This is a genomic window from Clostridium sp. TJA032 (assembly GCF_058310275.1).
In genome coordinates this window covers 194,677-217,149 of sequence record NZ_JBZEFB010000003.1, presented here as the reverse complement: position 1 = coordinate 217,149, position 22,473 = coordinate 194,677, and the positions used below count along the sequence as shown (strand labels likewise).

The window sequence follows — 22,473 nt, the reverse complement described above, 5'->3', positions numbered from 1 at the left end:
TTCCCATAGCGTAAGCTAGTAAGATCCCTTGAAGAACACAAGGTTGATAGGTCGGAGGTGTAAGCATGGTAACATGTTCAGCTGACCGATACTAATAGATCGAGGGCTTGACCAAATATAGTATTAATTATGTGCAATTTTGAAAGAACAAAGTTCTTTTTAAAATCTGGTGATGATGTTCTTTAGGGTAACACCCGTTTTCCATTCCGAACACGACGGTTAAGCCTATAGAAGCTGATGGTACTGCACGGGAGACTGTGTGGGAGAGTAGGTGGTTGCCAGGTTTATATTCCTCGATAGCTCAATGGTGGAGCACTCGGCTGTTAACCGATAGGCTGGAGGTTCGAGTCCTCTTCGAGGAGCCAAATCTAGTGATAATGCGTTTAAGGGTAACACCCGTTTTCCATTCCGAACACGACGGTTAAGCCTTTTACGGTCGATGGTACTGCACGGGAGACTGTGTGGGAGAGTAGATGGTTGCTAGGTAAGAAAAAGCTTGAAAATTAATTTTCAAGCTTTTATTTTTTTGTTTTTTATTATATTTATTAATTATGAATTTTATATGTGGATATTTTATTTTATAATTTTATCCACAGAAAATAATATTAAAAAATTTTCTTTATTCCTGTGGATAACTTTTTTATTTTAAAATATAACTATTACTTATTTAAAACATTATAAAAAATATATATAAAATTTTAAAAAAAGTGTTGACATATTGATATATTATCTATATAATTAATACTTGTGAAGAGCAAATCTTCTTTTATGGTAAGGCTCGATAGCTCAGTCGGTAGAGCAGAGGACTGAAAATCCTCGTGTCGCTGGTTCGATTCCTGCTCGAGCCACCAGCTTATGGCGCTATAGCCAAGTGGTAAGGCAGAGGTCTGCAAAACCTTTATTCCCCGGTTCAAATCCGGGTGGCGCCTCCATTAAAAACCTCAGTGATTTAACTGAGGTTTTTGCTTTGCAGAAATTTACATATAAACACTAAATTTTATTCCAAACACTAAGAAAAAGTGAATTTATCTTTTAAAGATAAATTCACTTTTTTTATTGATAAAATAGAATATAGTTTATTTTTATTTTATAAAAAATATCTTTAATAATATATATCTATATTTTCTTTTTCAGGATTAAAGTTAAATCTTCCACCTATAGGTAGAGAGATATTTGGATAATCATGTCCGAAAGGCATATTAAATATAATAGGTTTATTATATTCTTTTAAAATAGAATATATAATATTTTTAGTTTGAGAATTATTAGGAGTAAAATGACCTATTAGAAAGCCATTACAATTTTTAAGTTTATTAGATAGTTTTAATTGCATTAAGTATCTATCTATAGAATAATTTTCTTCATTTATATCTTCAATCATTAAAACTTTATTTTCTGTGTTTATTTCATAAGGGGTGCCAATAGAACTACATAATACTGCTAGATTTCCTCCACATAAAGTTCCTTTAAAAAATTTTTTGTTTTTTATAATAAATTCTTTTGTGGAGATTTTTATTTTATTAGAATCGTCTTTTAACATAGATAGAAAACTTTTTTTTGTATTGTTTTCTAAAAAAAAATTTGAATTTACCATAGGAGCATGAAATGTTGTTAATCCTGTCTTTTCTGTTATGTAATTTAGTAAGATTGTTAAATCACTATAGCCACAGAAAATTTTAGGATTTTTTTTTATAATATTTAAGTCTAAATAGGGCATCATTCTTATACAGCCATATCCGCCTCTATAAGCTACTATAGCTTTAATTTCATCATCCTTAAACATGTTAATTAAATCCATAGCTCTTTCTTTATCAGAGGCTCCTAAATAGTCATTTTTTTCTCTTAAATACTTTCCTTCTTTAATTTTAAAACCTAATTTTTTGAATTGTGAAATATTATAATCTAATTCTTTTAAGTTATCTCCACTTGCAGGTGCTATTATACCTATAGTATCTCCTTCATATAATTTCTTAAATTGCATAAAAGCCTCCTAAAAAAAGAGAGCAAAAAGTTGCTCTCTATTATTTATATTTAATTATATGCATATTCTTTTTTAGGATTACATTCTTTATACAAATTTTGTACAAAAAACATATGTCTATAAAATTTTAAAACATATCCTTTTTGTATAAAATAAAAGCAATTACACCACATAATATTATAGAAAATCCCATTACGATTTGGAAACCATAAGGATGATGTAATAAAGGTAAATAATCAAAGTTCATTCCATAAATACCAGAAATAACTGTAAGAGTTGACATAAGTATAGTAACTGAAGCTAAAACTTTCATAACTATATTTAAGTTGTTTGAAATAACAGAAGCAAAAAAGTCCATAGTACTTCCTAATATATTACTATAAATTTCTGTCATTTCTATAGCTTGCTTGTTTTCTATTATTACATCTTCTAGCACATCTTTATCTTCTTCATATCTCTGTATTACATCAAGTTTTAACATTTTTTCTAAAGTTATTTCATTAGATTTTAATGAGGTTGAAAAATAAACCAAGGATTTACTTAAAGAATGAAGTTGTACTAGTTCCCTATTTTTCATAGATTTATGAAGCCTTTTTTCTATCATTATACTTTTTTTATCTATTTGTCTTAAATATAAAAGATAATAAGTTGAAACTCTATTTAGAATTTGTAAAATAAATCTTGATTTTTTGAATGAATAAAAATTTCTAACTTTATTTGAAGAAAAATCAGTTAATACTTTACTATTTTTTAGACATACAGTAATTAATTCATTTTTTGTATGAATTATAGCTAATGGATAAGTATCATATGTTAATGAGTTATCCTCCATTTCAGTAAAAGGAATATCCACTATTATTAATATAAAATCTCCTTCAATCTCTATACGAGAGGTTTCTTCATCATCTAAAGGAGCTCTTAAAAATTCTATTGGAACTCCTGTTTTCTTAGAAATTAGAAGTAATTCTTCTTGTGAAGGTGCTATTATATTAACCCAACAACCTGGTTCAAGGGAATCAACTTTTTTTAAAGTTCCGTCGGTTTCGCTTAAAGATTTATATATCTGTATCATTTTGTCCCTCCCAAAGTTTTAAGTTATATTTTGTTTTCAATATCATTAAACAAGTTATTTAAAATAAAATCAAGAGAATTTTTAATAATAATATAGATATAATGAAGAAAGCTATAGAAAAAAAGAGGTACAAGCAATACGTTTCATTTAAACTTTAAATATGGTCAATTAAGATTAAAATTATTAGAATTCTACATTTGTTTAGGTAGAATTAATGTTTGAAAATTAGTATAATGTGATTTGTTTATAATATTAAAAGTCGGGGGATTTTTTAATGGGCACTATGCATAAGGAGGTTGTCAAAAAAAGAAGGGATGTAGCTATTATAATTAGTATAATCTTTATGAGCTTAGCTATAAGCTTAGCTAATTTTTTTGGCAATTTTAAATTTGAATCTTTTAAGGCTGAAAAAGTAACAGATCCAATTTTTATATTTTTAACTTTAGTTATTTTCTATAGAGAATATAGAAAATGCAAAATAAGTTATAAATATTCTATAGTTGCAAATCAACTAATGATTCACAAAGTTAAAGATAATAGTCAATCAACATTAGAGAACATAAAACTAAACAACATTGTTTATTTAGGAAAAGATGACCATAAGGAAGCAAAAGAATTTAAGGTATCATCTTGCAAAAAATATGTTTGTAGTTTATTAGATAGAACAGGACACTATTGTTGTATATATAAAAATGGTGATGTATATAACAAGTTTTATTTTAAACCAAGCAAAACACTTGTTGATAAATTAGAAAAGAATTTAGTGTTTTAAAAAAGAGAGTTTTTAAACTCTCTTTTTTAATATAAACTTTCTCTAGATAGATTAAAAGATTCTTTAACTTCTGATAAAAGGAAATCACTTTCTATAAGGTCTAAGGCTGTTGATATAAGAGAACAGGAAGCTATAAAAGCTTGATTTTGTGCAAAGTTGGTTATAGTTGAATCAGCAAATTCCTTTGTCCCATATTCAATATTGATATTATCAACTATATTTATATATGGATGAATACAAGGGACCTTATGACTTACTGCACCTAAAGAAATTCCAGCATCTATATTTCTAGGTTCTCCTATATTAATAATTCCATTTTCTTTTAAGTTATGACTATATAATCTATTTAACACTTGATTTGATAAAAGCTCCTCATTGGGAGGTTCATAAAGTTCTATAGAACTTTGTAGATTCATAGTGTTAGAAACACAGTTTACTATATTTTTAATTTTATTTTCTATACATTTAGCTATTTTTGTATTATCTGTTCTTATATAGAGTTTACCTTCTGCCTCTATAGGTCTTAAAAGTGGAGTAACTCCACCTTGAGATAAAATGGTGTGTATATTAGCTTTTTTACAGAAACCTTTTGATAAAGAATTTATAATATTAAAGGTTAGCATTATTCCATCTAAAGAAGTAAAGTTATCAAAATCTAAAAAGCTTAGACCATCATGACCTTTAAATGTAACTTTTAAAGGTATTATTGCCTTTGATGTTCCACTTCCAGAGGTTACAATATCAGGATGTGCTGTTAATACTACATCTATATCATCAAAAACACCTTGTCTAACATAAGTAGATTTAGTTCCACCTAAATATTCTCCAGGACATCCAATTAAAATAACTGTTCCACCAACTTTTTCTATTACTTTTCCTAAGCCTATGGCACTTGCAACTGAAATAGTAGTTAGTAGGTTGTGTCCTGTTATATGTCCACCTTTATCTTTAAGGGCATCATATTCACAAAGAAAACATATTTTAGGATAGCCATCTCCTTTCTTTGCATAAAAAGAGGTATCTAAATCTAAAAATTTTTCTCTAACTTCAAAATCCCTATCTCTTAGAAAGCTACATATGTATTTACAAGCATCATACTCTTTATAGCTTTCTTCAGGATTATCATGAAGAAATTTACAAAGATTAAAGAGTGCTTCTTTTTCAGTAGATAAATAAGAAATAACTTCTTGTTTCATTGAAAAAACCTCCTAAATTAGTTATATGTTTAGTTTGTGCTACAATATAAAAAATATTAATTTTTTTATGTAGCTTATAGAAAATTTTAGAAATTTATGTATAGAAAAATATGAGATGGAAAAAATATAAAAAAACAGAATTTTAAGGAGGTTTATTGTATGAACAATTCAATTTGTATTATTTGTGGTAAAGAGGCTCATGGTATAATGATAAGAGGAAAGCTAATATGCACAGAATGTGAAAAAAAGGCTATAAGTTGTGATGTTAATAGCGAATTTTATGAGTTTTATAAAAATAGATTAAAGGAAGAAGTTTATAAAAAGAAATTAGGATAATAAGGAGTGATTTACTTTGAAAAATATTCCTATTATAAATGGAATATCAAAATACTTAAATGATGAAATAGTACCATTTTCTATGCCAGGACATAAAAATGGGAGAGCTTTTAAAGATATTAAAAGATTTCTTATAGATGGAGATTTGACTGAAGTTGAAGGGTTAGATAATTTACAAGAACCAGAGGGAATAATTAAAGAAGCAGAGGATAAACTAAGCGATTTATATAAGAGTTATAAAAGTTATTTTTTAGTGAATGGTAGCACTTGTGGAAACTTAATAATGATTTTTTCAGCTTTTAAAGAAGGAGATAAAGTCTTAGTTGAGAGAAACTGCCACAAGAGCATAATGAATGGAATAATACTTAGAAAATTAAAGCCAGTTTTTATAAATAATATTTTTCATTCTAAATTAAAAGCACCTGTTGGAATAGATTTAAATCATTTAAAGAGCCAATTAAGTTTAAATAAAGATGTAAAAGGAATAATTTTAACTTATCCAAATTATTATGGGATAGGTGTAAATATAAATGAAACTATAAATTTATGTAAAAATTTAAATTTAAGAATTTTAATAGATTCAGCTCATGGAGCACATTTTGGTTTTAATAAATTACTTCCAAATAGTGTACAAGATTTAGAAGTTGATATGGTTGTTATGAGTGCCCATAAAACATTACCAAGTTTAACTCAAACAGCATGGCTTCATGTAAATAATAAGAAATTTATTGATGAAGTAGAGTTTTATAAAAATATATTTATGAGTACAAGTCCTTCATATATGTTTATGATGACTTTAGATTATTCAAGAGATTTTTTAGAGAATTATTCTAACTTAGCATATAATGATTTATTTAATAACATAGAAAATTTTAAAAATGATATAAAAGATTTAAATTATTTTAAAATACTAGATGATGAATTTTTAATAAATGGATTAGATAAAGATATTAATTTAGATGATATTGAGCTTGATAAAAGCAGAATAGTTTTTAATTTAAGTGATGGATTAAATGGAAACAAGCTATCTAATTATTTAAGGGATAAAAAAATACAATGTGAAATGAGTGATAATAAAAATCTTGTTTTGATACCTTCTCCTTTTAATACTAAGAAAGATTTTCTATTACTTAGTGAAGCTTTAAAGGAATGTGATATTAATCTTCTTAAAGAAGAAGAGGTTGATTTTTATTTAACAGATTTACCTAAGAAAAAATTAGAACCTTTTGAAGTTTTAAATTTAGAATATGAAAAGTTAGATATAGATAAATGTGAGAATAAAGTTGTAGCAGAAAATATAGTTCCTTATCCACCAGGAGTTCCTATGTTAATAATGGGAGAAGTTATTGATAAAAATCATATTAAACTTATTAAGGAATATATGAAAAATAATATTGATGTAATAGGTATAAAAAATAAAAAAATTAAGGTAATAAAATAAATATTTTAGGTTGTGTTTAAAATCATAAAAATAAAAATCTAATGTATTGTTATTTATATGATTTTGTACAACCTTTTTATGTTTTTCTACAAAAATAGTATTAAATTATTTGATATAATAATTTTTAGGTTAAAATTAAAAATTGTTTAAATGGTATTTTATAAATTATTTTATATAGATTGGAGCAAATATGGGTAAAATATTTTGTATAATGGGAAAAAGTGGTTCTGGAAAAGATACTATCTTAAAAGAAATCAATAAAATAAAGGATTTAAATTTAAAAACTATTGTTACATATACAACAAGACCAAAAAGAAGTAATGAAACTAATGGAGTAGAATATTTTTTTATAAATAAAGAAAAGTTAGAAGAATTTAAAAATGAAGGAAAAATAATAGAGTGTAGAGTTTATAATACTGTTCATGGAAAGTGGTATTATCTAACTGTTGATGATGGACAAATAAATTTAGAGAAGAATAATTATATAGTTATTGTAACCTTAGAGGCTTATTCAAATTTTAGAAAATACTTTGGAGATGATAAATTAGTTCCTCTTTATATAGATTTAGATGATGGAATTAGACTTGAAAGAGCTTTAAAAAGGGAGAGAGAAGAAAAAAATCCTAATTATAATGAGATGTGTAGAAGATTTTTGGCAGATAGTGAAGACTTTAGTAAAGATAAATTATTAAAAAATAATATACTAAAAAAATATAATAATAATGATTTAAAAGAATGTATAGATGAAATAGAAAAAGTAATAAGAAGTAATTTCAAATAAAATGTTAAATTAAGAGGGGAGAGAGAAAAAATGAAGAATGCTTTAAAATTAATATTTATTGGATTTTTATTAGTTTTAGTAGGAATATATTTAGCAGTTTCTGATATAGACCCGTATGGTCTTAATAAGGTTATAACTATTATAGGAGTTGTCTTAGCTGGTTTTGGTATAAAAGGAATAAAATAAAACTATTATTTAAATAGCTTAAAATAAAGTAATAATAACTTTTTGGTTTAGAATTAAAAATAATGATATAATTATTAAAAACATAAATTTGATTTGGGTAGAGAGATTAGGAGGCGTTAATATGAAATTGGTAATAGCCATAGTTCAAGATGATGATGCGTTAGATTTAGTTGATGCTTTAAATGATAAGGGGTATAGCGTTACTAAATTAGCTACAACAGGAGGATTTTTAAAATCAGGAAATACTACTCTTTTAGCTGGAGTTAAAAAAGAGAAGGTAGATGATGTTATAGCAATAATAAAGGAAGTATGTCAAACAAGAAAAGGCGTAATAACTTCCCCAGCAAATGTTTCTGAACCAGGAGGGGTATATATACCTTATCCTATGGAAGTTCAAGTAGGTGGAGCTACAGTTTTTGTAGTTGATGTAGATAAGTTTGTAAAAATTTAAATATGAAAGGAAAGTGCATAAATGATAGGTCATAAAAAAGTTATAGATAGATTTAGTAAAAGTGTAAGTAGAAATGCGCTTTCCCATGCTCATTTAATTATTGGTGAGGATGGCATAGGAAAAAGTCTTGTGGCAGAGGTCTTTGCATATAAGATTTTAGGAATACCATCTAGAAAAGAACATGTAGACATTATTAATTATAAATCTGAAAAAAGTTCTTTTGGAGTTGATTTAGTAAGAAATATAATAGAAGAAGCTAGTAAAAAACCTTATGAAGGTGATAAAAAGGTTATTATAATTCATAATGGTGAAAAGCTTACTGTTGCAGCGCAAAATGCTCTTTTAAAGACTATAGAAGAACCTCTTTCAGGTATTTTTATAATAATTTTAAGTAATAATTTAGAGGCGATTTTAGAAACTATAAGGTCTAGATGTCAAATTCATAGATTAGCACCTCTTAGTAAAGAGGAAATAAATTTATATATAAATGAAAAGTATAGATATATAGATGAAGATTTGCGTAAGACTCTTATATCTTTTAGTGAAGGTATTCCTGGAAGAGTAGATAAATTTATGAATGACCAAATATTTAAGGAAATAAGAAACTCTGTTTTAGAAATGTTTAAAGACATAGGAAAGGGAAATATAGGCCTTCCTATAAAGTATTCAGATAAATTTAATTCTATGAAGGGAAATGAAGAAGAAGTTTTAGAAACTATTACAACTTTTGCAAGAGATGCTATAGTTTATAAGGAAATAGAGAATAATCTATCCATAATAAATGGAGATAAAATAGAGGATATAAAAGAAATTGCTAATAATTTATCTTATAAGAAATTAAGTAGGATAATAAAATTAGTTAATGAAGCGAGAAATAATTTGAGAAGCAATACTAATTTATGGATAACTTTAGATAGTATGTTAATTAGTATATTGGAGGAATAAAAATGATAGAAGTAATAGGTGTCAGATTTAAAAAAGCTGGTAAGATATATTACTTTGGTCCTAATGGTATAGAGATTAAAAAGGGACAGAATGTAATTGTTGAAACTGCTAGAGGTGTTGAGTTTGGAGAATGTGTAATAGGCATAAGAAAAATAGATGAAGAAGATATAGTAGCACCTTTAAAATCAGTTTTAAGATTAGCAACAGAAGAAGATATAAATAAACATAGAGAAAATAAGGCTAAAGAAGTTGAAGCTTTTGAAATATGTTTAAAAAAGATAGAAGAACATAATTTAGTAATGAAATTAATAGATGTAGAATATACTTTTGATAATAATAAGGTAATATTTTATTTTACAGCTGAAGGTAGAGTTGATTTTAGAGAATTAGTAAAGGATTTAGCAACTATATTTAAAACTAGAATAGAGCTTAGACAAATAGGTGTTAGAGATGAAGCTAAGATGATAGGAGGACTTGGTCCTTGTGGAAGACCTCTTTGTTGTTCTACCTTCTTAGGAGATTTTGCATCTGTTTCAATAAAAATGGCTAAAGAGCAAAGTTTATCATTAAATCCTACTAAAATATCAGGAATATGTGGTAGACTTATGTGTTGTTTAAATTATGAACAAAGTACTTATGAAGAAATAAGAAAAGAACTTCCAAGAGTAGGTTCTATAGTTGAAACTGAATTTGGAAAAGGTGAAGTTGTAGCTAATAATGTTTTAAAAGAATTAGTAAGAGTGAAGTTACCAAGAAAGAATGAAGAGATTATACAAGACTTTAAAATGTATGATGTAAAATTAATTTCAGGAACTTATGAAGGTGAAGTTGAAGATAACAATATTAGATTAGAAATTACAGATGAAGCTGATAAGGCTTTAATTAAAAATTTAATAAAAGAAAATTAAAAAATAATACGGTATGGGGGTATTTCTTAGCATAGTTATTATAATTTTGTTAGAATACTCTAAATATGCTTAAATATAGAGATTAAATACTTTAAAAGTTAGAAGAAATGTGATAATATAAATATGGTATTTTTATACCAACATTTTAGGAGGTGTTTTATTATGGCATACAAAATATTAGACACATGTGTAAGCTGTGGAGCATGCGCTGCTGAGTGTCCTGTAGATGCAATATCACAAGGAGATACTCAATTCGTTATAGATGCAGATACTTGTATCGAATGCGGAAACTGCGCTAATGTTTGCCCAGTAGGTGCACCAGTTCAAGAATAATATTATTTAAAGATCATCTTAGGATGATCTTTTTTTATTATATTTAAATACTTTCTTCAGAAGAAATATCTAATATTTTTATAGTTGATTTATTAGGTAAAGAATTTTCTGAAACAGAAAGTATTTTTTCTTTAATTACAGGGTATGCTTTCATTTTTATTAGAAATTTATCTATAGTATTTAATTGAAAATTTAATTTAGTTGTTTTATAGTGCATAGGTATTATATATTTTGGATTTATCTTGTTTATTAACTTTTTTAAATCATCTATAGAAATAGTAAATTCTTCTCCTACAGGCACAAATAAAATATCAATATTACCTAGTTGTTCTATTTGCTTTTCAGAAAGCATATGACCTAAGTCTCCTAAATGACAAAGATTTAAATTATCACAGGTTATTTTAAATATAAAATTTCTATCTCTTTTTAAACCAAAACAATTATCATGGAAAGAAAAGAAAGATTTTACCTTACAAAAGGTGTTTTCGTAATTTACTAATTCTTTTAAAATTTTTGTTTTGTCTTTTATATATTTTGTGCAATTATGGTCAAAATGCATATGACTTATTGTAACCAAATCTATATCTCCTCTATAAGGCTTATAGCCTATATCAAAGTCAAAGGGGTCTAATAATATACGTTTTCCTAAGTTTGTTTTTATTAAAAAGCAGGAATGTCCTAACCAATAAATATTCATTAAAAAATCCTCCTATAAAAATTATTTTTATTATTGACACATATAATAGAAATAAACATAAAATATAAGAATGATTTTGGTAAATTAAAACATTTATATAAAAATAATCTATTAGCTCCTGTATTACATTGATTAAGTATGGCAAATGTATTAATATATATTGTGTATTAAGGTCAGTAAAGGTCAAATTTTGAGGAGTGATATATATGGCTAAATTGTCAGATTCAATAGAGGATTTTTTAAAAAAATTATTAGATGAAACAGAAGATAATAATTTAATGATAAGAAGAAATGAATTAGCAGAAAAATTTAAATGTGCACCTTCACAGATAAATTATGTTTTAACTACTAGATTTACTTATGAAAAAGGATATCTCATAGAAAGTAGAAGGGGTGGCGGAGGCTACATTGTTATAAAAAAGGTAGTTCATGAAGTCCATGCAGATAGAAGAGATTTAATCTATGATGAGATAGGCAAAGGCATTACATACCATAATGCAGCAGCTATTATAGATAATTTGCTTGAACATAATATAATTGATGAAAAAGCAGCAAATCTTACTAAAGTTGCTATAAATGATAGAACGCTACAAAGTTCTAAAAATATAAATGAAACTAGAGCAGATATATTCAAAGCTTTACTTATGGTATTACTTAAGTAATTTATAGGAGTTGAAAATATTGCTTTGTAATAATTGTAATAAAAATAAAGCTACAATTAATTTGTTAAAAAAGAATAAAGGAAAAAATGAGAGTTTTATGCTTTGTGAAATGTGTGCTTTAGAGGTAATGAAATTAACCTTAGATGATGAAAATAAGGGGTTAGATGAGTTCTTAGCATATTTAAATAAGTATATAGATTCAATGGGGAGTTTAGGAAAAAATTTATTATGTGATAAGTGTGGAACAGATATTAGAGATTTTAAAAAAAATAATTTTTTAGGATGTCAAAACTGTTATGAGATTTTTAGGGAAGATGTATTAGATTTTTTAACATCAAATAATTTAGGTTTAAAACATATAGGAAAGGAACCTAAAACTATAAGTAAGGAGCTTAAAATATTACAATTATCTATTTTAGAAGAAAAATTAAAAATTAATATACTAAAAGAAAAGTTTGAAGAAGCTACTATTATAAAGAAGAAAATTTTAAATTTAAAAGAAGAATTAAGGGAGGAATAGATTTTGTTTAAATATATTTCTCCTATTAATAATAGCATTATAATTGCTTCTAAAGTTAAGATTTATAGAAATTTTGAAGGACTTAAATTTAGAAAATCTTTAGAACCTAAGGAAGATACAGAAATTTTAAACTTAGTAATAGAGGTTTTAAAAGAAAAGAACTTTTTAGAGAAATCTTATTTATTTAAAGATAAAGAAGAGGAAGATATCTTATATAAGGATATTGATTTTATACATGAAAAAAATAAATATATAACCTTTGAAAAAAAGAGAGATTTTAATGTGTTTTTGAATGAAGATGAGCATATTGGGATAGAATGTACAAATGGTGGACTAAGTTTAAATGAAATTTATAATAAAGTAAATATGTTAGAGAGTTTTATAGAAGAAAGAAGAGATTATGCTTTTGATATGGAGTTTGGATACTTAACATCAAATATAAAAAATTTAGGAACTGCTTTAAGGGGAAGTGTTTTTATTCATCTTCCTTTAATAAGCTATTATAATTCAATAAATTTATTAAAAGAGTATTTAAGTACACAAGGTTTTGGCTTAAGAGATGTATTTAATTCAAGGAAACTAAGGTATAGCAATATTTATGAAATATATAATAAAAATACTATAGGAATTAAGGAAGAGGATATTTTAGAATCACTTAAAGCTATTAGCAGTCAAATTGTTTTAAAAGAAAAGATGAAAAGAGATAATATTTCTTATGAAGATTATCATAAATTAAATAAAGAAATTCTAAACTCTTTAGAAACTATAAAAGAAATTGATTCAATAGAAGAAGAAAAGGCTTTAAAAGTTTTATCAAATATAAGATTAGGAATTGAAAGTGGAATTATAAAGGATATTTCACTAAATTCAATAAATTCTATTCTTACAAAGATTCATCCTAATATAATAAATCATTTTAATGAGTATGAATTTTTAAAAGACTTAAATAAAAAAAGAGCTTATATTATTCAAAATTCTTTAATCACATAAAATTTTAATAGTAGGAGGTAAAAGATGCGTCTTGATAATTTTAATGAAAATTCCAAAGTAGTTATTAAAAAGGGAAAAGAAAGCTCTTTAAGGTTAAATCACGGTTATATGGGGACAGAGCATTTATTAATTGGATTAATAAATGAAAATGGACAATGTTCTAAAATTTTAGAGGAAAGTAATATAACAGAAGAAAAAGTGCTTAGTTTTATTAAGTTATATGTTGGAATTGGAGAAGTTAATTATAGTTTAGATGAAGTACCTTTTACTCCTAGATGTAAAAAAGTTTTAGAAAGAAGTATGGAGATTTCAAGAGATTATGGACACATAGTTTCAAGACCTGAACATATATTATTATCATTGTTACAAGAAAAAGACGGCGTAGCTAGATTTATTATGAATAAAATAGTAAAAAGCGATATAGATTCAATAAGCATAAAGTTAAATAATGTTTTAGGAAAGATAACAAATAAAGATAATAAAAATGTAAGGGAAAAAGAAAAGATTAAAAAAAGAGATATACCAACTTTAAACCTTTATGGAATAAATTTAATAGAGAAAGCAAGTAACAATAAATTAGACCCAGTCATTGGAAGAGAAGATGAAACACAAAGGCTTTTAGAAATACTTTGTAGAAGAATGAAAAATAATCCTTGTCTAATTGGAGAGCCAGGGGTTGGAAAAACAGCCGTTGTTGAAGGGTTGGCTCAAAAAATAGTTTTAGGAGAAGTACCTGAAAATATACAAGAAAAAGTTATATTTACCCTAGATGTTACTTCTATGCTAGCAGGAGCTAAGTATAGAGGAGAATTTGAAGAAAGACTTAAAAAGGTAATAAAAGAGGTTAAAGATTCAGAAGATATTATACTTTTTATAGATGAGATACACAATATTGTAGGAGCAGGAGGAGCAGAGGGAGCTATTGATGCTTCTAATATTTTAAAGCCAGCCTTAGCAAGAGGAGAAATACAATGTATAGGAGCAACTACAATAGAGGAATATAGAAAGAATTTTGAAAAAGATTCAGCCTTAGAAAGAAGATTTCAACCTATAATGGTTAAAGAGCCAAGTAAAGAAAATTCTATTTTAATTTTAAAAGGATTAAAGGAAAAATATGAAATTCATCATAATGTTAAATTGACAGAAGAAGCTATAGAATCTGCAGTTAGTTTATCAAGTAGATATATAACTGATAGATACTTACCAGATAAAGCGATAGATTTAATTGATGAGGCTTCAGCAAAGGTTAGAATTGATAGTTTAAAAGTTCCTAAGGAGTTTTTAAAATTAGAAGAAGAAATAAATTCTTTAAGAGAAAAAAAGGAAGAAGCTATAAGATTACAAGATTTTGAGTTAGCTGCAAAACTAAGAGATGATGAAAATATATTAGAAGAAAGTTTACAAGAGAAAAGGAATTTATGGAGAGAAGAAAGTTATAACAAGGTTCATGATGTGAAAAAAGAGGATATTGCACGAGTTGTTTCTAAATGGACTCAAATACCAGTTGAGAAACTTACAGAAAAAGAATCTCTTAAACTTTTAAATCTAGAAGAAAATTTAGGTAAAAGAGTAATTGGACAATTAGAAGCTATAAAAACAATATCAAAAGCTGTAAGACGTTCAAGGGTGGGATTAAAAGACCCTAAAAGACCTATTGGTTCATTTGCTTTTTTAGGACCAACAGGAGTTGGTAAAACAGAGCTTTGCAAAGCTTTAGCAGAAGCTATGTTTGGAGATGAAAACAAATTTATAAGGCTTGATATGTCAGAATATATGGAGAAAAATGGTGTGTCTAGACTTATAGGTGCTCCTCCTGGATATGTTGGGTATGAAGAAGGAGGACAGCTTACAGAGAAGGTTAGAAAAAATCCATATTCAGTAATACTTTTTGATGAAATAGAAAAAGCACATTCAGATATATTTAATATTTTACTTCAAATTCTAGAAGATGGTATTCTTACAGATGGAAAAGGTAAAACTGTAGATTTTAAAAATACAATTATAATAATGACTTCTAATATTGGAGCAGATAAATTAGATAAAAAAAGTTCACTTGGATTTAGTGCTAAAGATGATAAAGAAAAAGATTATGATAGAATGAAAAATATTATGATTGAAGAATTAAAACAAAACTTTAAGCCAGAGTTTATAAATAGATTAGATGATATAGTTGTTTTTCATCGCTTAGAAAAAGAGCATCTTTTAGAAATAGTGGACCTTATGATTTATTCTTTAAAGGAAAGATTAGAAGACTTAAAGCTTTCCTTATGTTTTTCTAAGGAATGTAAGGAGTTTTTAGTTAAGAAGGGTACTGAGTTAAAGTATGGTGCTAGACCTTTAAGAAGAGTTATAACTAAGTATGTTGAAGATAAGTTAAGTGAAGAATTATTAAATGGAAATATATTAGTTGGTTCTAAAGTTGAAGTTTTTTTAGAAGAGGATACTTTAAAATTTAAAAATATTATTTAATAAAAAGGTAAGACTATTTATTTTTATAGTCTTACCTTTTTATTAATGTATTAGATTTTAGAATATAATATGGTTTTTTAGTCAGAATAAGAATAAATTATTAAAAAAATATAATTAATAATAATTATTATTGAAAAATTGTTTAACAAGGAGTATAATTAATAAAAAAAGAGGTACCCTTAGGGGGTACATAGAATAATATATCATATAATACAAATAATAAATTTAACCTCAGTAAGGAGTGTTAGTATGGATAAAAAAGAAAAAGAATTAGATTTAATAATAATTGGAGGAGGTCCTGCAGGACTAACTTCTGCTATATATGCTTCAAGAGCTAAGTTAGATACTTTAGTTTTAGAGAATAATTTAGTTGGTGGGCAAGTAAGGTCAACTTACACAGTTGAAAACTATCCAGGATTTATTGAAATAACAGGAAATGAACTTGCAGATAAGATTCAAGCTCAAGCTGAAGCCTGTGGAGCTAATATAGATGAATTTGATTTTATAGAAAAGGTTTATCTAAAGGATGATGAAAAAATAATAGAAACTGGTGAATATATATATAAGCCAAAGGCTGTAATAATAGCTACAGGAGCAACACCTAAAAAATTACCAATCCCAAGTGAAAGTAAATATTTAGGTAAGGGTGTGCATTATTGTGCAGTATGTGATGGAGCTGTTTATAAAGATGAAGTTGTAGCAGTTGTAGGCGGTGGAAATGCTGCTTTAGAAGAGGCTTTATATTTATCAAATATAGTTAAAAAAGTAATTGTTATAAGGAGATATGATTATTTCCGTGCAGAGGCTAAAACATTAGAAGCTGCAAGTAAGAAGGAAAATATTGAAATAATGTATAACTGGGATTTAGTTGATGTTTTAGGAGGAGAATTTGTTGAAGCTGCTAAAATAAGAAATACTAAAACTCAAGAAGAAAAGGAAATTCCTATAAACGGGGTTTTTGGTTATATAGGTACAGAACCAAAAACTGCTATGTTTAGAGAATATATAAATATAAAAGATAATGGTTATATTGAAAGTGATGAAAATATGAGAACAAATGTTAAGGGTGTCTATGTAGCAGGAGATGTTAGAGATAAAATGTTTAGACAAATAACTACTGCTGTTTCAGATGGAACTATAGCAGCCTTACATGCAGAAAAATATATTTCAGAAATAAAGGAGAGATAATTTATGGTAAAGGTATATTCAGTTGAATGGTGTGGACCATGTAATAAACTAAAAAAATATTTAGAAAAAGTAGGAGTTCCATATGAAACAATAACAGTTGCAGATGGAAAAGAAGATAGAAATGAAGTTTTAGAAGTTTCAGGTCAAAGATCAGTTCCAGTAGCCGTAATTGGAGATGAAGTAATAGTTGGATTTGATAAAGAAAAAATAGATAATGCAATATCTAAATTAAAATAGTGAAGGATGAATTTTAATGAATACAAAAGAAAATGTTTTTTATAACTTTATGGGTGGAAGTTTTTATAAAGATACATCAGATAAATTAATTGATATAAAATCACCTATAGATGGTAGCTTAGTTGGAAAAATTCAAAGCTTATCTAGGGAAGATGTAGATAAGATTATTGATAATGCAGAAAAAGCTCAGAAATCTTGGAATGAAGTTCCTTTAAATGAAAGAGCTGATATTCTTTATAAAACTGCTGATTTATTAGAAGAGCATAAAGAAGAATTAGCAAATATAATGATAAGAGAAGTTGCTAAGGATAAAAAAAGTGCTTTATCAGAGGTTAGTAGAACAGCTGATTATATAAGATTTACAGCAGATGCAGCTAAGGGAATGGATGGAGAAAGTATTCCATCAGATAATTTTCCAGGCTTTAATAGAAGTAAGATATCAGTTGTAACAAGAGAACCTTTAGGGGTTGTTTTAGCAATATCACCTTTTAACTATCCTGTAAATTTATCAGCATCAAAGATAGCACCTGCTATAGTTGCTGGAAATAGTGTTGTTCTTAAACCAGCAACTCAAGGTGGGTTATCAGCATTGTATTTAGCTAAAATGTTTCATGATGCTGGACTTCCTGGAGGGGTTTTAAATACTTTAACAGGAAGAGGAAGTGAGATTGGAGATTATTGTGTAACTCACGATAAAATAGATTTTATAAACTTTACAGGAAGTACAGAGGTAGGAAGAAGAATTTCTCAAATAACAGTTATGAAACCTCTTCTTATGGAGCTTGGTGGTAAAGATGCAGCTATAGTTTTAGAAGATGCAGATTTAGATTTAACTGTTAATAATATAATTTCTGGAGGATATTCTTATTCAGGACAAAGATGTACAGCTGTAAAAAGAATATTAGTAATGGATTCTATTGCTGATAAATTAATTTATAAATTAAAAGAAAAAATAAGTAAATTAAAAATGGGAAATCCACTAGAAATAGAGGATGTTACTATAGTACCTCTTATAGATAATAAAGCAGCAGACTTTGTTATGGAGCTTATAGAGGATGCAAAAGATAAAGGAGCTGTTTTAATATGTGGAGGAAATAGAGAAGGTAATTTAATAGAGCCTACTTTATTTGATAATGTAACTACAGATATGAGATTAGCTTGGGAAGAACCTTTTGGTCCAGTTTTACCTATTATAAGAGTAAATAGTAAAGATGAAGCTATAGATATAGCTAATGCTTCTAAATATGGATTACAATCTTCTGTATTTACTAAAGATATAAATGAAGCTTTTTATATTGCAGATAAATTAGAGGTTGGAACTGTTCATGTTAATAATAAAACTGAAAGAGGACCTGACCATTTCCCATTCTTAGGAGTAAAATCTTCAGGAATGGGTACACAGGGAATAAGATATTCAATAGAAGCTATGTCTAGACCAAAGGCAACAGTAATTACAATAAGATAATAATTTAAAAATAAAATACTTAAACCTATACCTAAAAGCTACAAATAAAATTATTTGTAGCTTTTTTAAAATGAAAAAGAGAGATGAATTTCATCTCTCTTTTGTGTTCCTATTGTCCTAAAGCTTTGTCTATAGCATTTTTATCGAAACCAACTATTATAGTTCCATTTATATCTAAAACAGGAACACCCATTTGTTTACTCTTTTTAAGCATATCTTCTCTAGCAACCATATCTGTTTGAACATTTAAATCTTCAAACTCAACGTTTTTTGATTTAAGATATTGTTTTGCTTTAACGCACCATGGACAAGAGTTTGTTGAATAAACCTTTACCATATTATCATCTCCTATGCTAATTATTTTTAATATATATTTATTTTAAGTATTAAAAGTGTATAAAATATGTGATTTAAATCAATAAAAACCATTTATTTAATTTGACCATCATTTAAATGATCATTAAATATTAAGTTATGCATTGTATCCTCATTATTAACAAAGGAGGATAAAGTAGTTAAAGGTCTATTAGAAGTATGTAAGGGGTTTTCTGAAACTACATAGTTATGATTAAATTTATCCTTTAAATTCAAGGCAATCCCTCCTGCTTTTTGTTTATAGTATTTGATAAAATTAAGTTATATATTCACTAAGATTTATAAAAGTGGAAAATATTTAAGGATAAATGATAAAATATAACATAGACTAAAGAGATAATATAAAAAAGAATGTATAGTGGTCTAGACAACTATGGAACACTTGAGTATAATTAAAGTAGGAGGAGAAATCATGATAGATAAAAATAGTCCTATACCAGTTTATTACCAGTTAAAGGAAATGATAAAAGAAAAAATACTAGGAGGAACTTGGCAAGTAGGACAATGTATAGCTAGTGAAAGAGAGTTAACAGAGACTTATGGGGTAAGTCGCATGACTGTTAGACAGGCCTTAGGGGAGTTAGTTCAAGAGGGGCTTTTAACAAGAGAGAAAGGAAAGGGTACTTTTGTCTGTGAACCTAAAGTTAAGCAAGAAGATATGATGAGTTTCTCAGAAATAATAAAAAAAGCAGGACGCAGTTTAATAACTAAAGTTATAGATTTTGAGGTTATTAATACACCAGAGGAATTAGCTGATGTTTTTTTAGTAGACAGAATATACAAAATAAATAGATTAAGAATAGTAGATAATGAGGCTGTAGCAAATGAAGTTGTCTATATTCCCTGTGAGTATTGTGGCTTTATAACTAAGGAGGACTTAGAAGGTTCTTTATTTAAGTTATTAGAAGAAAAGGGATATATAATAGATAGCACAGAATCTTCTTTGGCAGCAGTTATAATGGATAAAGAATTAAAGGATTTATTTGGTGTTGAGAAACAAGTTCCTCTATTAAAAAGTCATAATACAGCTTTAAATTCTGAGGGAGAAATAATTTACGTTGAAGATGCAATTTATAGATCAGATAAGTATGTGTTAGAAATTAATATTTCTAAAAGAGAGGGGAAATTGAAATGAGATTAATAGTTACTAAAAATTATGATGAAATGAGCAAGGTTGCAGCTAATGAAATGGCTGAAGATATAAAGAAAAATCCTGAAATTGTTTTAGGTTTAGCAACTGGTGGAACTCCAGTTGGAATGTACAAAGAACTTATTAAAATGTACAATGAAGGAAAATTAGATTTTTCAAAGGTTACAAGTATAAATTTAGATGAATATGTAGGTCTATCAGGTGAGCATGACCAAAGTTATAGATACTTCATGAATAAAAATTTATTTAATCATATAAATATAGATAAAAATAAGACTTTTGTTCCTAATGGTTTAGCAGAAAATATTGAAGAAGAATGTGAAAAGTATGATGAGAGAATACAAGATTTAGGTGGAATAGACCTACAATTATTAGGTTTAGGAGCAAATGGACATATAGGTTTTAATGAGCCAGGAGAGGCTTTAAGTGTAGGAACACATTTAACTGACCTTAAAGAATCAACTATAGAAGCTAACGCAAGATTTTTTGATTCAATTGAAGATGTTCCAAGAAAAGCTATAACAATGGGACTTGGTGGAATAATGAAGGCCAAAAAAATAATGGTTATAGCAAGTGGAGAGGGAAAAGCTGCTGTTGTAAAAGCTATGATGAGCGGAAAAATAACAACTGAAATACCAGCTACTATGTTACAAATGCATAGAGATGTTTTATTAATAGTAGATGAAGCTGCTGCTAAGCTATTAAAATAGTTAAATTATATATAAAAAACTGTTTGCAGATTGGAATTTTTATTTTCTTTTTTGCAAACAGTTTTTTACTTTTTATAGCATTAATTTTTATTAAATCTTTTACATAATCTTTTTAATAAAATAGTAATAAATAAGTATGTGATTAGTTATAATGATATGATATGATTATTTAAGGATATATTAGGAAATAATTAGATTTGTACGTAAAATGAAGAAATATGGAGTTGGTAAAGTGGCAAAGGTTAGAAGTATATATGTGTGTCAAAATTGTGGATATGAAACACCGAAGTGGATGGGTAAATGTCCAGAATGTAATAATTGGAATACTTTAGTTGAGGAGATTAGAGATTCTAAAAGTAATCAATCTTCTCAAAAGGTTGAAAGACAGTTAGGTGAACTTAAAAAAATAAAAGAAATCAAATCAGGTGAGAAGGAAAGATATGACACAGGAATTGGTGAATTAAATAGAGTGTTAGGTGGAGGACTTGTTAAAGGGTCGCTTACTCTTATCTCTGGAGACCCTGGAATAGGTAAATCTACACTTCTTTTACAAACAGCTAATAATATTTCAAAAAAATATGGAAAAGTTTTATATATTTCTGGTGAAGAGTCAGAAGAACAGATAAAAATAAGAGGAGACAGATTAAAGGTTGATGCAGAAGAACTTTATATAGTCTCTGAAACTAATCTTGATTTAATAGAGGCATATATAGATAAATTAGAACCAGCTTTCATAATTATAGATTCAATACAAACTATATATAGAGAAACAGTATCTTCAGCACCAGGAAGTGTTTCTCAGGTTAAGGAATGTTCAAATTCTGTAATGAGGATTGCTAAAGGCAAAAATATTCCATTGTTTATAGTTGCTCATGTAACAAAGCAAGGAGATTTAGCAGGACCTAGAGTATTAGAACATATGGTTGATACTGTTTTGTCTTTTGAAGGTGAAAGAACAGAAGAATTTAGAATATTAAGAACTATGAAAAATAGATTTGGGACTACAGCAGAAATTGGCGTTTTTGAAATGCGTGGAGAAGGGCTTATGCAAGTTTATGACCCTTCTAGCATGTTTTTAGAGGATACTAGTTTCAATCAAGAAGGTTCAGTTGTAATTGGAGTAATGGAAGGAACTAGACCTATTCTTGTAGAAATACAATCTTTAGCTTCAGAAACAAAGGCTGTAATGCCAAGAAGGACCTCTGTAGGAGTAGAAAATTCAAGATTAAGTTTGATTTTAGCTGTATTAGAAAAGAAGTTAAGAGTGCCTTTTTATAATACTGATGTTTATGTAAATGTAGTAGGAGGGCTTGAAATAGAGGGAACTACAGCAGATTTGGGGATTGCCATTTCTCTTGTATCTTCTGTTAAGGGTAAGGCTACTTCTTTAGAAAAGTTAGTTGTTATAGGAGAAGTTGGATTAACAGGAGAAATAAGACCTATATCAAATTGTGACAGAATATTAAATGAAGCAGAAAAAATGGGATTTTTAAATGCTGTTGTTCCTTATAGAAGTTTAGATAAATTAAAGGGGAGTAAATTAAATCTTATAGGAGTAAAAACTGTAAGAGAAGCCATAGGAAAGATATTTTAAGATGGATAGGTGTG

At 27.2% G+C, this 22,473-nt stretch carries 25 protein-coding genes, 3 tRNA genes and 3 rRNA genes; 25 read left to right on the top strand and 6 right to left on the bottom strand.

Translation table 11 applies throughout. The features are described from left to right. The 6 genes from AC4FRL_RS09425 to AC4FRL_RS09400 form a co-directional block, all read left to right on the top strand. Positions 1-115 (top strand): 23S ribosomal RNA (locus AC4FRL_RS09425); the annotation flags it as partial. Between the two features lie 50 nt (positions 116-165). Further along, positions 166-284 (top strand): 5S ribosomal RNA (rrf, locus tag AC4FRL_RS09420). A 6-nt stretch (positions 285-290) separates the two neighbouring features. After that, positions 291-365, top strand: a tRNA-Asn gene (locus tag AC4FRL_RS09415). Between the two features lie 2 nt (positions 366-367). Continuing rightward, positions 368-486: ribosomal RNA gene (gene rrf, locus AC4FRL_RS09410) — 5S ribosomal RNA — on the top strand. A gap of 289 nt (positions 487-775) precedes the next feature. Beyond that, positions 776-851, top strand: a tRNA-Phe gene (locus AC4FRL_RS09405). Between the two features lie 6 nt (positions 852-857). Then, positions 858-932: transfer RNA gene (locus AC4FRL_RS09400), tRNA-Cys, on the top strand. Between the two features lie 170 nt (positions 933-1,102). On the opposite strand, the gene AC4FRL_RS09395 is transcribed toward AC4FRL_RS09400, so the two are convergent. Together AC4FRL_RS09395 and AC4FRL_RS09390 are read right to left on the bottom strand one after the other, a co-directional pair. Continuing rightward, a complete protein-coding gene (locus AC4FRL_RS09395; protein WP_491139946.1) occupies positions 1,103-1,981 on the bottom strand; it encodes a S66 peptidase family protein in 879 nt (292 codons plus the stop codon). A 127-nt stretch (positions 1,982-2,108) separates the two neighbouring features. Further along, the gene (locus AC4FRL_RS09390; protein WP_491139945.1) at positions 2,109-3,053 is read right to left on the bottom strand and encodes a magnesium transporter CorA family protein; all 945 of its coding nucleotides are present in this window, start codon (positions 3,051-3,053) and stop codon (positions 2,109-2,111) included. Between the two features lie 274 nt (positions 3,054-3,327). On the opposite strand from AC4FRL_RS09390, the gene AC4FRL_RS09385 reads away from it, so the two are divergent. Beyond that, positions 3,328-3,825 carry a DUF6106 family protein gene (locus AC4FRL_RS09385; protein ID WP_491139944.1) on the top strand — a complete coding sequence of 166 codons (498 nt, stop codon included), beginning with the start codon at positions 3,328-3,330 and terminating at the stop codon, positions 3,823-3,825. A gap of 26 nt (positions 3,826-3,851) precedes the next feature. On the opposite strand, the gene AC4FRL_RS09380 is transcribed toward AC4FRL_RS09385, so the two are convergent. Further along, positions 3,852-5,021, bottom strand: a complete 1,170-nt coding sequence (locus AC4FRL_RS09380) for a zinc-binding metallopeptidase family protein (protein ID WP_491139943.1) — start codon at positions 5,019-5,021, stop codon at positions 3,852-3,854. Between the two features lie 159 nt (positions 5,022-5,180). Between AC4FRL_RS09380 and AC4FRL_RS09375 the strand changes: the two genes are divergently transcribed. The 8 genes from AC4FRL_RS09375 to fdxA all read left to right on the top strand — a co-directional run bounded on the left by AC4FRL_RS09375 (position 5,181) and on the right by fdxA (position 10,402). Then, a complete protein-coding gene (locus tag AC4FRL_RS09375; protein ID WP_491139942.1) occupies positions 5,181-5,357 on the top strand; it encodes a sigma factor G inhibitor Gin in 177 nt (58 codons plus the stop codon). A 16-nt stretch (positions 5,358-5,373) separates the two neighbouring features. Beyond that, positions 5,374-6,798 (top strand): aminotransferase class I/II-fold pyridoxal phosphate-dependent enzyme, encoded by a 1,425-nt coding sequence (locus AC4FRL_RS09370; RefSeq protein ID WP_491139941.1) that lies wholly within the window; start codon positions 5,374-5,376, stop codon positions 6,796-6,798. Positions 6,799-6,988: 190 nt separating this feature from the next. Next, positions 6,989-7,579, top strand: coding sequence for a guanylate kinase (locus AC4FRL_RS09365; RefSeq protein WP_491139940.1), 591 nt, complete (start codon positions 6,989-6,991; stop codon positions 7,577-7,579). A gap of 30 nt (positions 7,580-7,609) precedes the next feature. Further along, positions 7,610-7,765: a hypothetical protein gene (locus AC4FRL_RS09360; RefSeq protein WP_491139939.1), complete on the top strand. Its 156-nt coding sequence runs from the start codon at positions 7,610-7,612 to the stop codon at positions 7,763-7,765. Between the two features lie 121 nt (positions 7,766-7,886). Beyond that, the gene (darA, locus tag AC4FRL_RS09355; protein WP_491139938.1) at positions 7,887-8,216 is read left to right on the top strand and encodes a cyclic di-AMP receptor DarA; all 330 of its coding nucleotides are present in this window, start codon (positions 7,887-7,889) and stop codon (positions 8,214-8,216) included. Between the two features lie 21 nt (positions 8,217-8,237). Further along, a complete protein-coding gene (locus tag AC4FRL_RS09350; RefSeq protein WP_491139937.1) occupies positions 8,238-9,161 on the top strand; it encodes a DNA polymerase III subunit delta' in 924 nt (307 codons plus the stop codon). Positions 9,162-9,163: 2 nt separating this feature from the next. After that, entirely contained in the window at positions 9,164-10,069 is a 906-nt protein-coding gene (locus tag AC4FRL_RS09345) for a PSP1 domain-containing protein (protein WP_491139936.1), read from the top strand. Positions 10,070-10,231: 162 nt separating this feature from the next. Continuing rightward, on the top strand, positions 10,232-10,402 hold the full coding sequence (gene fdxA, locus AC4FRL_RS09340; protein ID WP_300257591.1) for a 4Fe-4S ferredoxin: 171 nt from the start codon (positions 10,232-10,234) through the stop codon (positions 10,400-10,402). Between the two features lie 43 nt (positions 10,403-10,445). Here fdxA and AC4FRL_RS09335 read toward each other — a convergent pair whose 3' ends face one another. Next, positions 10,446-11,099 (bottom strand): MBL fold metallo-hydrolase, encoded by a 654-nt coding sequence (locus AC4FRL_RS09335; RefSeq protein ID WP_491139935.1) that lies wholly within the window; start codon positions 11,097-11,099, stop codon positions 10,446-10,448. 206 nt (positions 11,100-11,305) lie between these two features. On the opposite strand from AC4FRL_RS09335, the gene AC4FRL_RS09330 reads away from it, so the two are divergent. The 7 genes from AC4FRL_RS09330 to AC4FRL_RS09300 all read left to right on the top strand — a co-directional run bounded on the left by AC4FRL_RS09330 (position 11,306) and on the right by AC4FRL_RS09300 (position 18,630). After that, positions 11,306-11,761 (top strand): CtsR family transcriptional regulator, encoded by a 456-nt coding sequence (locus tag AC4FRL_RS09330; RefSeq protein ID WP_491139934.1) that lies wholly within the window; start codon positions 11,306-11,308, stop codon positions 11,759-11,761. 19 nt (positions 11,762-11,780) lie between these two features. Next, entirely contained in the window at positions 11,781-12,281 is a 501-nt protein-coding gene (locus AC4FRL_RS09325; protein ID WP_491139933.1) for a hypothetical protein, read from the top strand. A 3-nt stretch (positions 12,282-12,284) separates the two neighbouring features. Then, positions 12,285-13,271 (top strand): protein arginine kinase, encoded by a 987-nt coding sequence (locus AC4FRL_RS09320; RefSeq protein WP_491139932.1) that lies wholly within the window; start codon positions 12,285-12,287, stop codon positions 13,269-13,271. 24 nt (positions 13,272-13,295) lie between these two features. Continuing rightward, positions 13,296-15,740: an ATP-dependent Clp protease ATP-binding subunit gene (locus tag AC4FRL_RS09315; protein ID WP_491139931.1), complete on the top strand. Its 2,445-nt coding sequence runs from the start codon at positions 13,296-13,298 to the stop codon at positions 15,738-15,740. A 249-nt stretch (positions 15,741-15,989) separates the two neighbouring features. Beyond that, positions 15,990-16,928: a thioredoxin-disulfide reductase gene (gene trxB / locus AC4FRL_RS09310; RefSeq protein ID WP_491139930.1), complete on the top strand. Its 939-nt coding sequence runs from the start codon at positions 15,990-15,992 to the stop codon at positions 16,926-16,928. A 3-nt stretch (positions 16,929-16,931) separates the two neighbouring features. Then, entirely contained in the window at positions 16,932-17,165 is a 234-nt protein-coding gene (locus AC4FRL_RS09305) for a glutaredoxin domain-containing protein (protein WP_491139929.1), read from the top strand. 16 nt (positions 17,166-17,181) lie between these two features. Further along, the gene (locus AC4FRL_RS09300) at positions 17,182-18,630 is read left to right on the top strand and encodes an NADP-dependent glyceraldehyde-3-phosphate dehydrogenase (protein ID WP_491139928.1); all 1,449 of its coding nucleotides are present in this window, start codon (positions 17,182-17,184) and stop codon (positions 18,628-18,630) included. A 109-nt stretch (positions 18,631-18,739) separates the two neighbouring features. Here the strand turns inward: AC4FRL_RS09300 and AC4FRL_RS09295 are convergent, their stop codons facing one another. Together AC4FRL_RS09295 and AC4FRL_RS09290 are read right to left on the bottom strand one after the other, a co-directional pair. Continuing rightward, entirely contained in the window at positions 18,740-18,967 is a 228-nt protein-coding gene (locus AC4FRL_RS09295; RefSeq protein ID WP_491139926.1) for a glutaredoxin family protein, read from the bottom strand. Positions 18,968-19,059: 92 nt separating this feature from the next. Then, positions 19,060-19,221, bottom strand: a complete 162-nt coding sequence (locus AC4FRL_RS09290) for a hypothetical protein (protein ID WP_491139925.1) — start codon at positions 19,219-19,221, stop codon at positions 19,060-19,062. Between the two features lie 196 nt (positions 19,222-19,417). Between AC4FRL_RS09290 and AC4FRL_RS09285 the strand changes: the two genes are divergently transcribed. The 3 genes from AC4FRL_RS09285 (at position 19,418) to radA (ending at position 22,459) form a co-directional block, all read left to right on the top strand. Further along, positions 19,418-20,140: a GntR family transcriptional regulator gene (locus tag AC4FRL_RS09285; RefSeq protein ID WP_491139924.1), complete on the top strand. Its 723-nt coding sequence runs from the start codon at positions 19,418-19,420 to the stop codon at positions 20,138-20,140. Further along, positions 20,137-20,865: a glucosamine-6-phosphate deaminase gene (gene nagB, locus AC4FRL_RS09280; RefSeq protein WP_491139923.1), complete on the top strand. Its 729-nt coding sequence runs from the start codon at positions 20,137-20,139 to the stop codon at positions 20,863-20,865. The genes AC4FRL_RS09285 and nagB overlap by 4 nt, the downstream gene beginning before the upstream one ends. 232 nt (positions 20,866-21,097) lie before the next feature. Next, a complete protein-coding gene (gene radA / locus AC4FRL_RS09275) occupies positions 21,098-22,459 on the top strand; it encodes a DNA repair protein RadA (protein ID WP_491139922.1) in 1,362 nt (453 codons plus the stop codon). Positions 22,460-22,473: the final 14 nt, after the last annotated feature.

Excerpts from the sequence above, each read along its gene's own strand:
- AC4FRL_RS09395 (WP_491139946.1), bottom strand. The coding sequence starts at position 1,981 with ATGCAATTTAAGAAATTATATGAAGGAGATACTATAGGTATAATAGCA.
- AC4FRL_RS09390 (WP_491139945.1), bottom strand. The coding sequence starts at position 3,053 with ATGATACAGATATATAAATCTTTAAGCGAAACCGACGGAACTTTAAAA.
- AC4FRL_RS09385 (WP_491139944.1), top strand. The coding sequence starts at position 3,328 with ATGGGCACTATGCATAAGGAGGTTGTCAAAAAAAGAAGGGATGTAGCT.
- AC4FRL_RS09380 (WP_491139943.1), bottom strand. The coding sequence starts at position 5,021 with ATGAAACAAGAAGTTATTTCTTATTTATCTACTGAAAAAGAAGCACTC.
- AC4FRL_RS09375 (WP_491139942.1), top strand. The coding sequence starts at position 5,181 with ATGAACAATTCAATTTGTATTATTTGTGGTAAAGAGGCTCATGGTATA.
- AC4FRL_RS09365 (WP_491139940.1), top strand. The coding sequence starts at position 6,989 with ATGGGTAAAATATTTTGTATAATGGGAAAAAGTGGTTCTGGAAAAGAT.
- AC4FRL_RS09360 (WP_491139939.1), top strand. The coding sequence starts at position 7,610 with ATGAAGAATGCTTTAAAATTAATATTTATTGGATTTTTATTAGTTTTA.
- darA (WP_491139938.1), top strand. The coding sequence starts at position 7,887 with ATGAAATTGGTAATAGCCATAGTTCAAGATGATGATGCGTTAGATTTA.
- AC4FRL_RS09350 (WP_491139937.1), top strand. The coding sequence starts at position 8,238 with ATGATAGGTCATAAAAAAGTTATAGATAGATTTAGTAAAAGTGTAAGT.
- AC4FRL_RS09345 (WP_491139936.1), top strand. The coding sequence starts at position 9,164 with ATGATAGAAGTAATAGGTGTCAGATTTAAAAAAGCTGGTAAGATATAT.
- fdxA (WP_300257591.1), top strand. The coding sequence starts at position 10,232 with ATGGCATACAAAATATTAGACACATGTGTAAGCTGTGGAGCATGCGCT.
- AC4FRL_RS09335 (WP_491139935.1), bottom strand. The coding sequence starts at position 11,099 with ATGAATATTTATTGGTTAGGACATTCCTGCTTTTTAATAAAAACAAAC.
- AC4FRL_RS09330 (WP_491139934.1), top strand. The coding sequence starts at position 11,306 with ATGGCTAAATTGTCAGATTCAATAGAGGATTTTTTAAAAAAATTATTA.
- AC4FRL_RS09315 (WP_491139931.1), top strand. The coding sequence starts at position 13,296 with ATGCGTCTTGATAATTTTAATGAAAATTCCAAAGTAGTTATTAAAAAG.
- trxB (WP_491139930.1), top strand. The coding sequence starts at position 15,990 with ATGGATAAAAAAGAAAAAGAATTAGATTTAATAATAATTGGAGGAGGT.
- AC4FRL_RS09305 (WP_491139929.1), top strand. The coding sequence starts at position 16,932 with ATGGTAAAGGTATATTCAGTTGAATGGTGTGGACCATGTAATAAACTA.
- AC4FRL_RS09300 (WP_491139928.1), top strand. The coding sequence starts at position 17,182 with ATGAATACAAAAGAAAATGTTTTTTATAACTTTATGGGTGGAAGTTTT.
- AC4FRL_RS09295 (WP_491139926.1), bottom strand. The coding sequence starts at position 18,967 with ATGGTAAAGGTTTATTCAACAAACTCTTGTCCATGGTGCGTTAAAGCA.
- AC4FRL_RS09285 (WP_491139924.1), top strand. The coding sequence starts at position 19,418 with ATGATAGATAAAAATAGTCCTATACCAGTTTATTACCAGTTAAAGGAA.
- nagB (WP_491139923.1), top strand. The coding sequence starts at position 20,137 with ATGAGATTAATAGTTACTAAAAATTATGATGAAATGAGCAAGGTTGCA.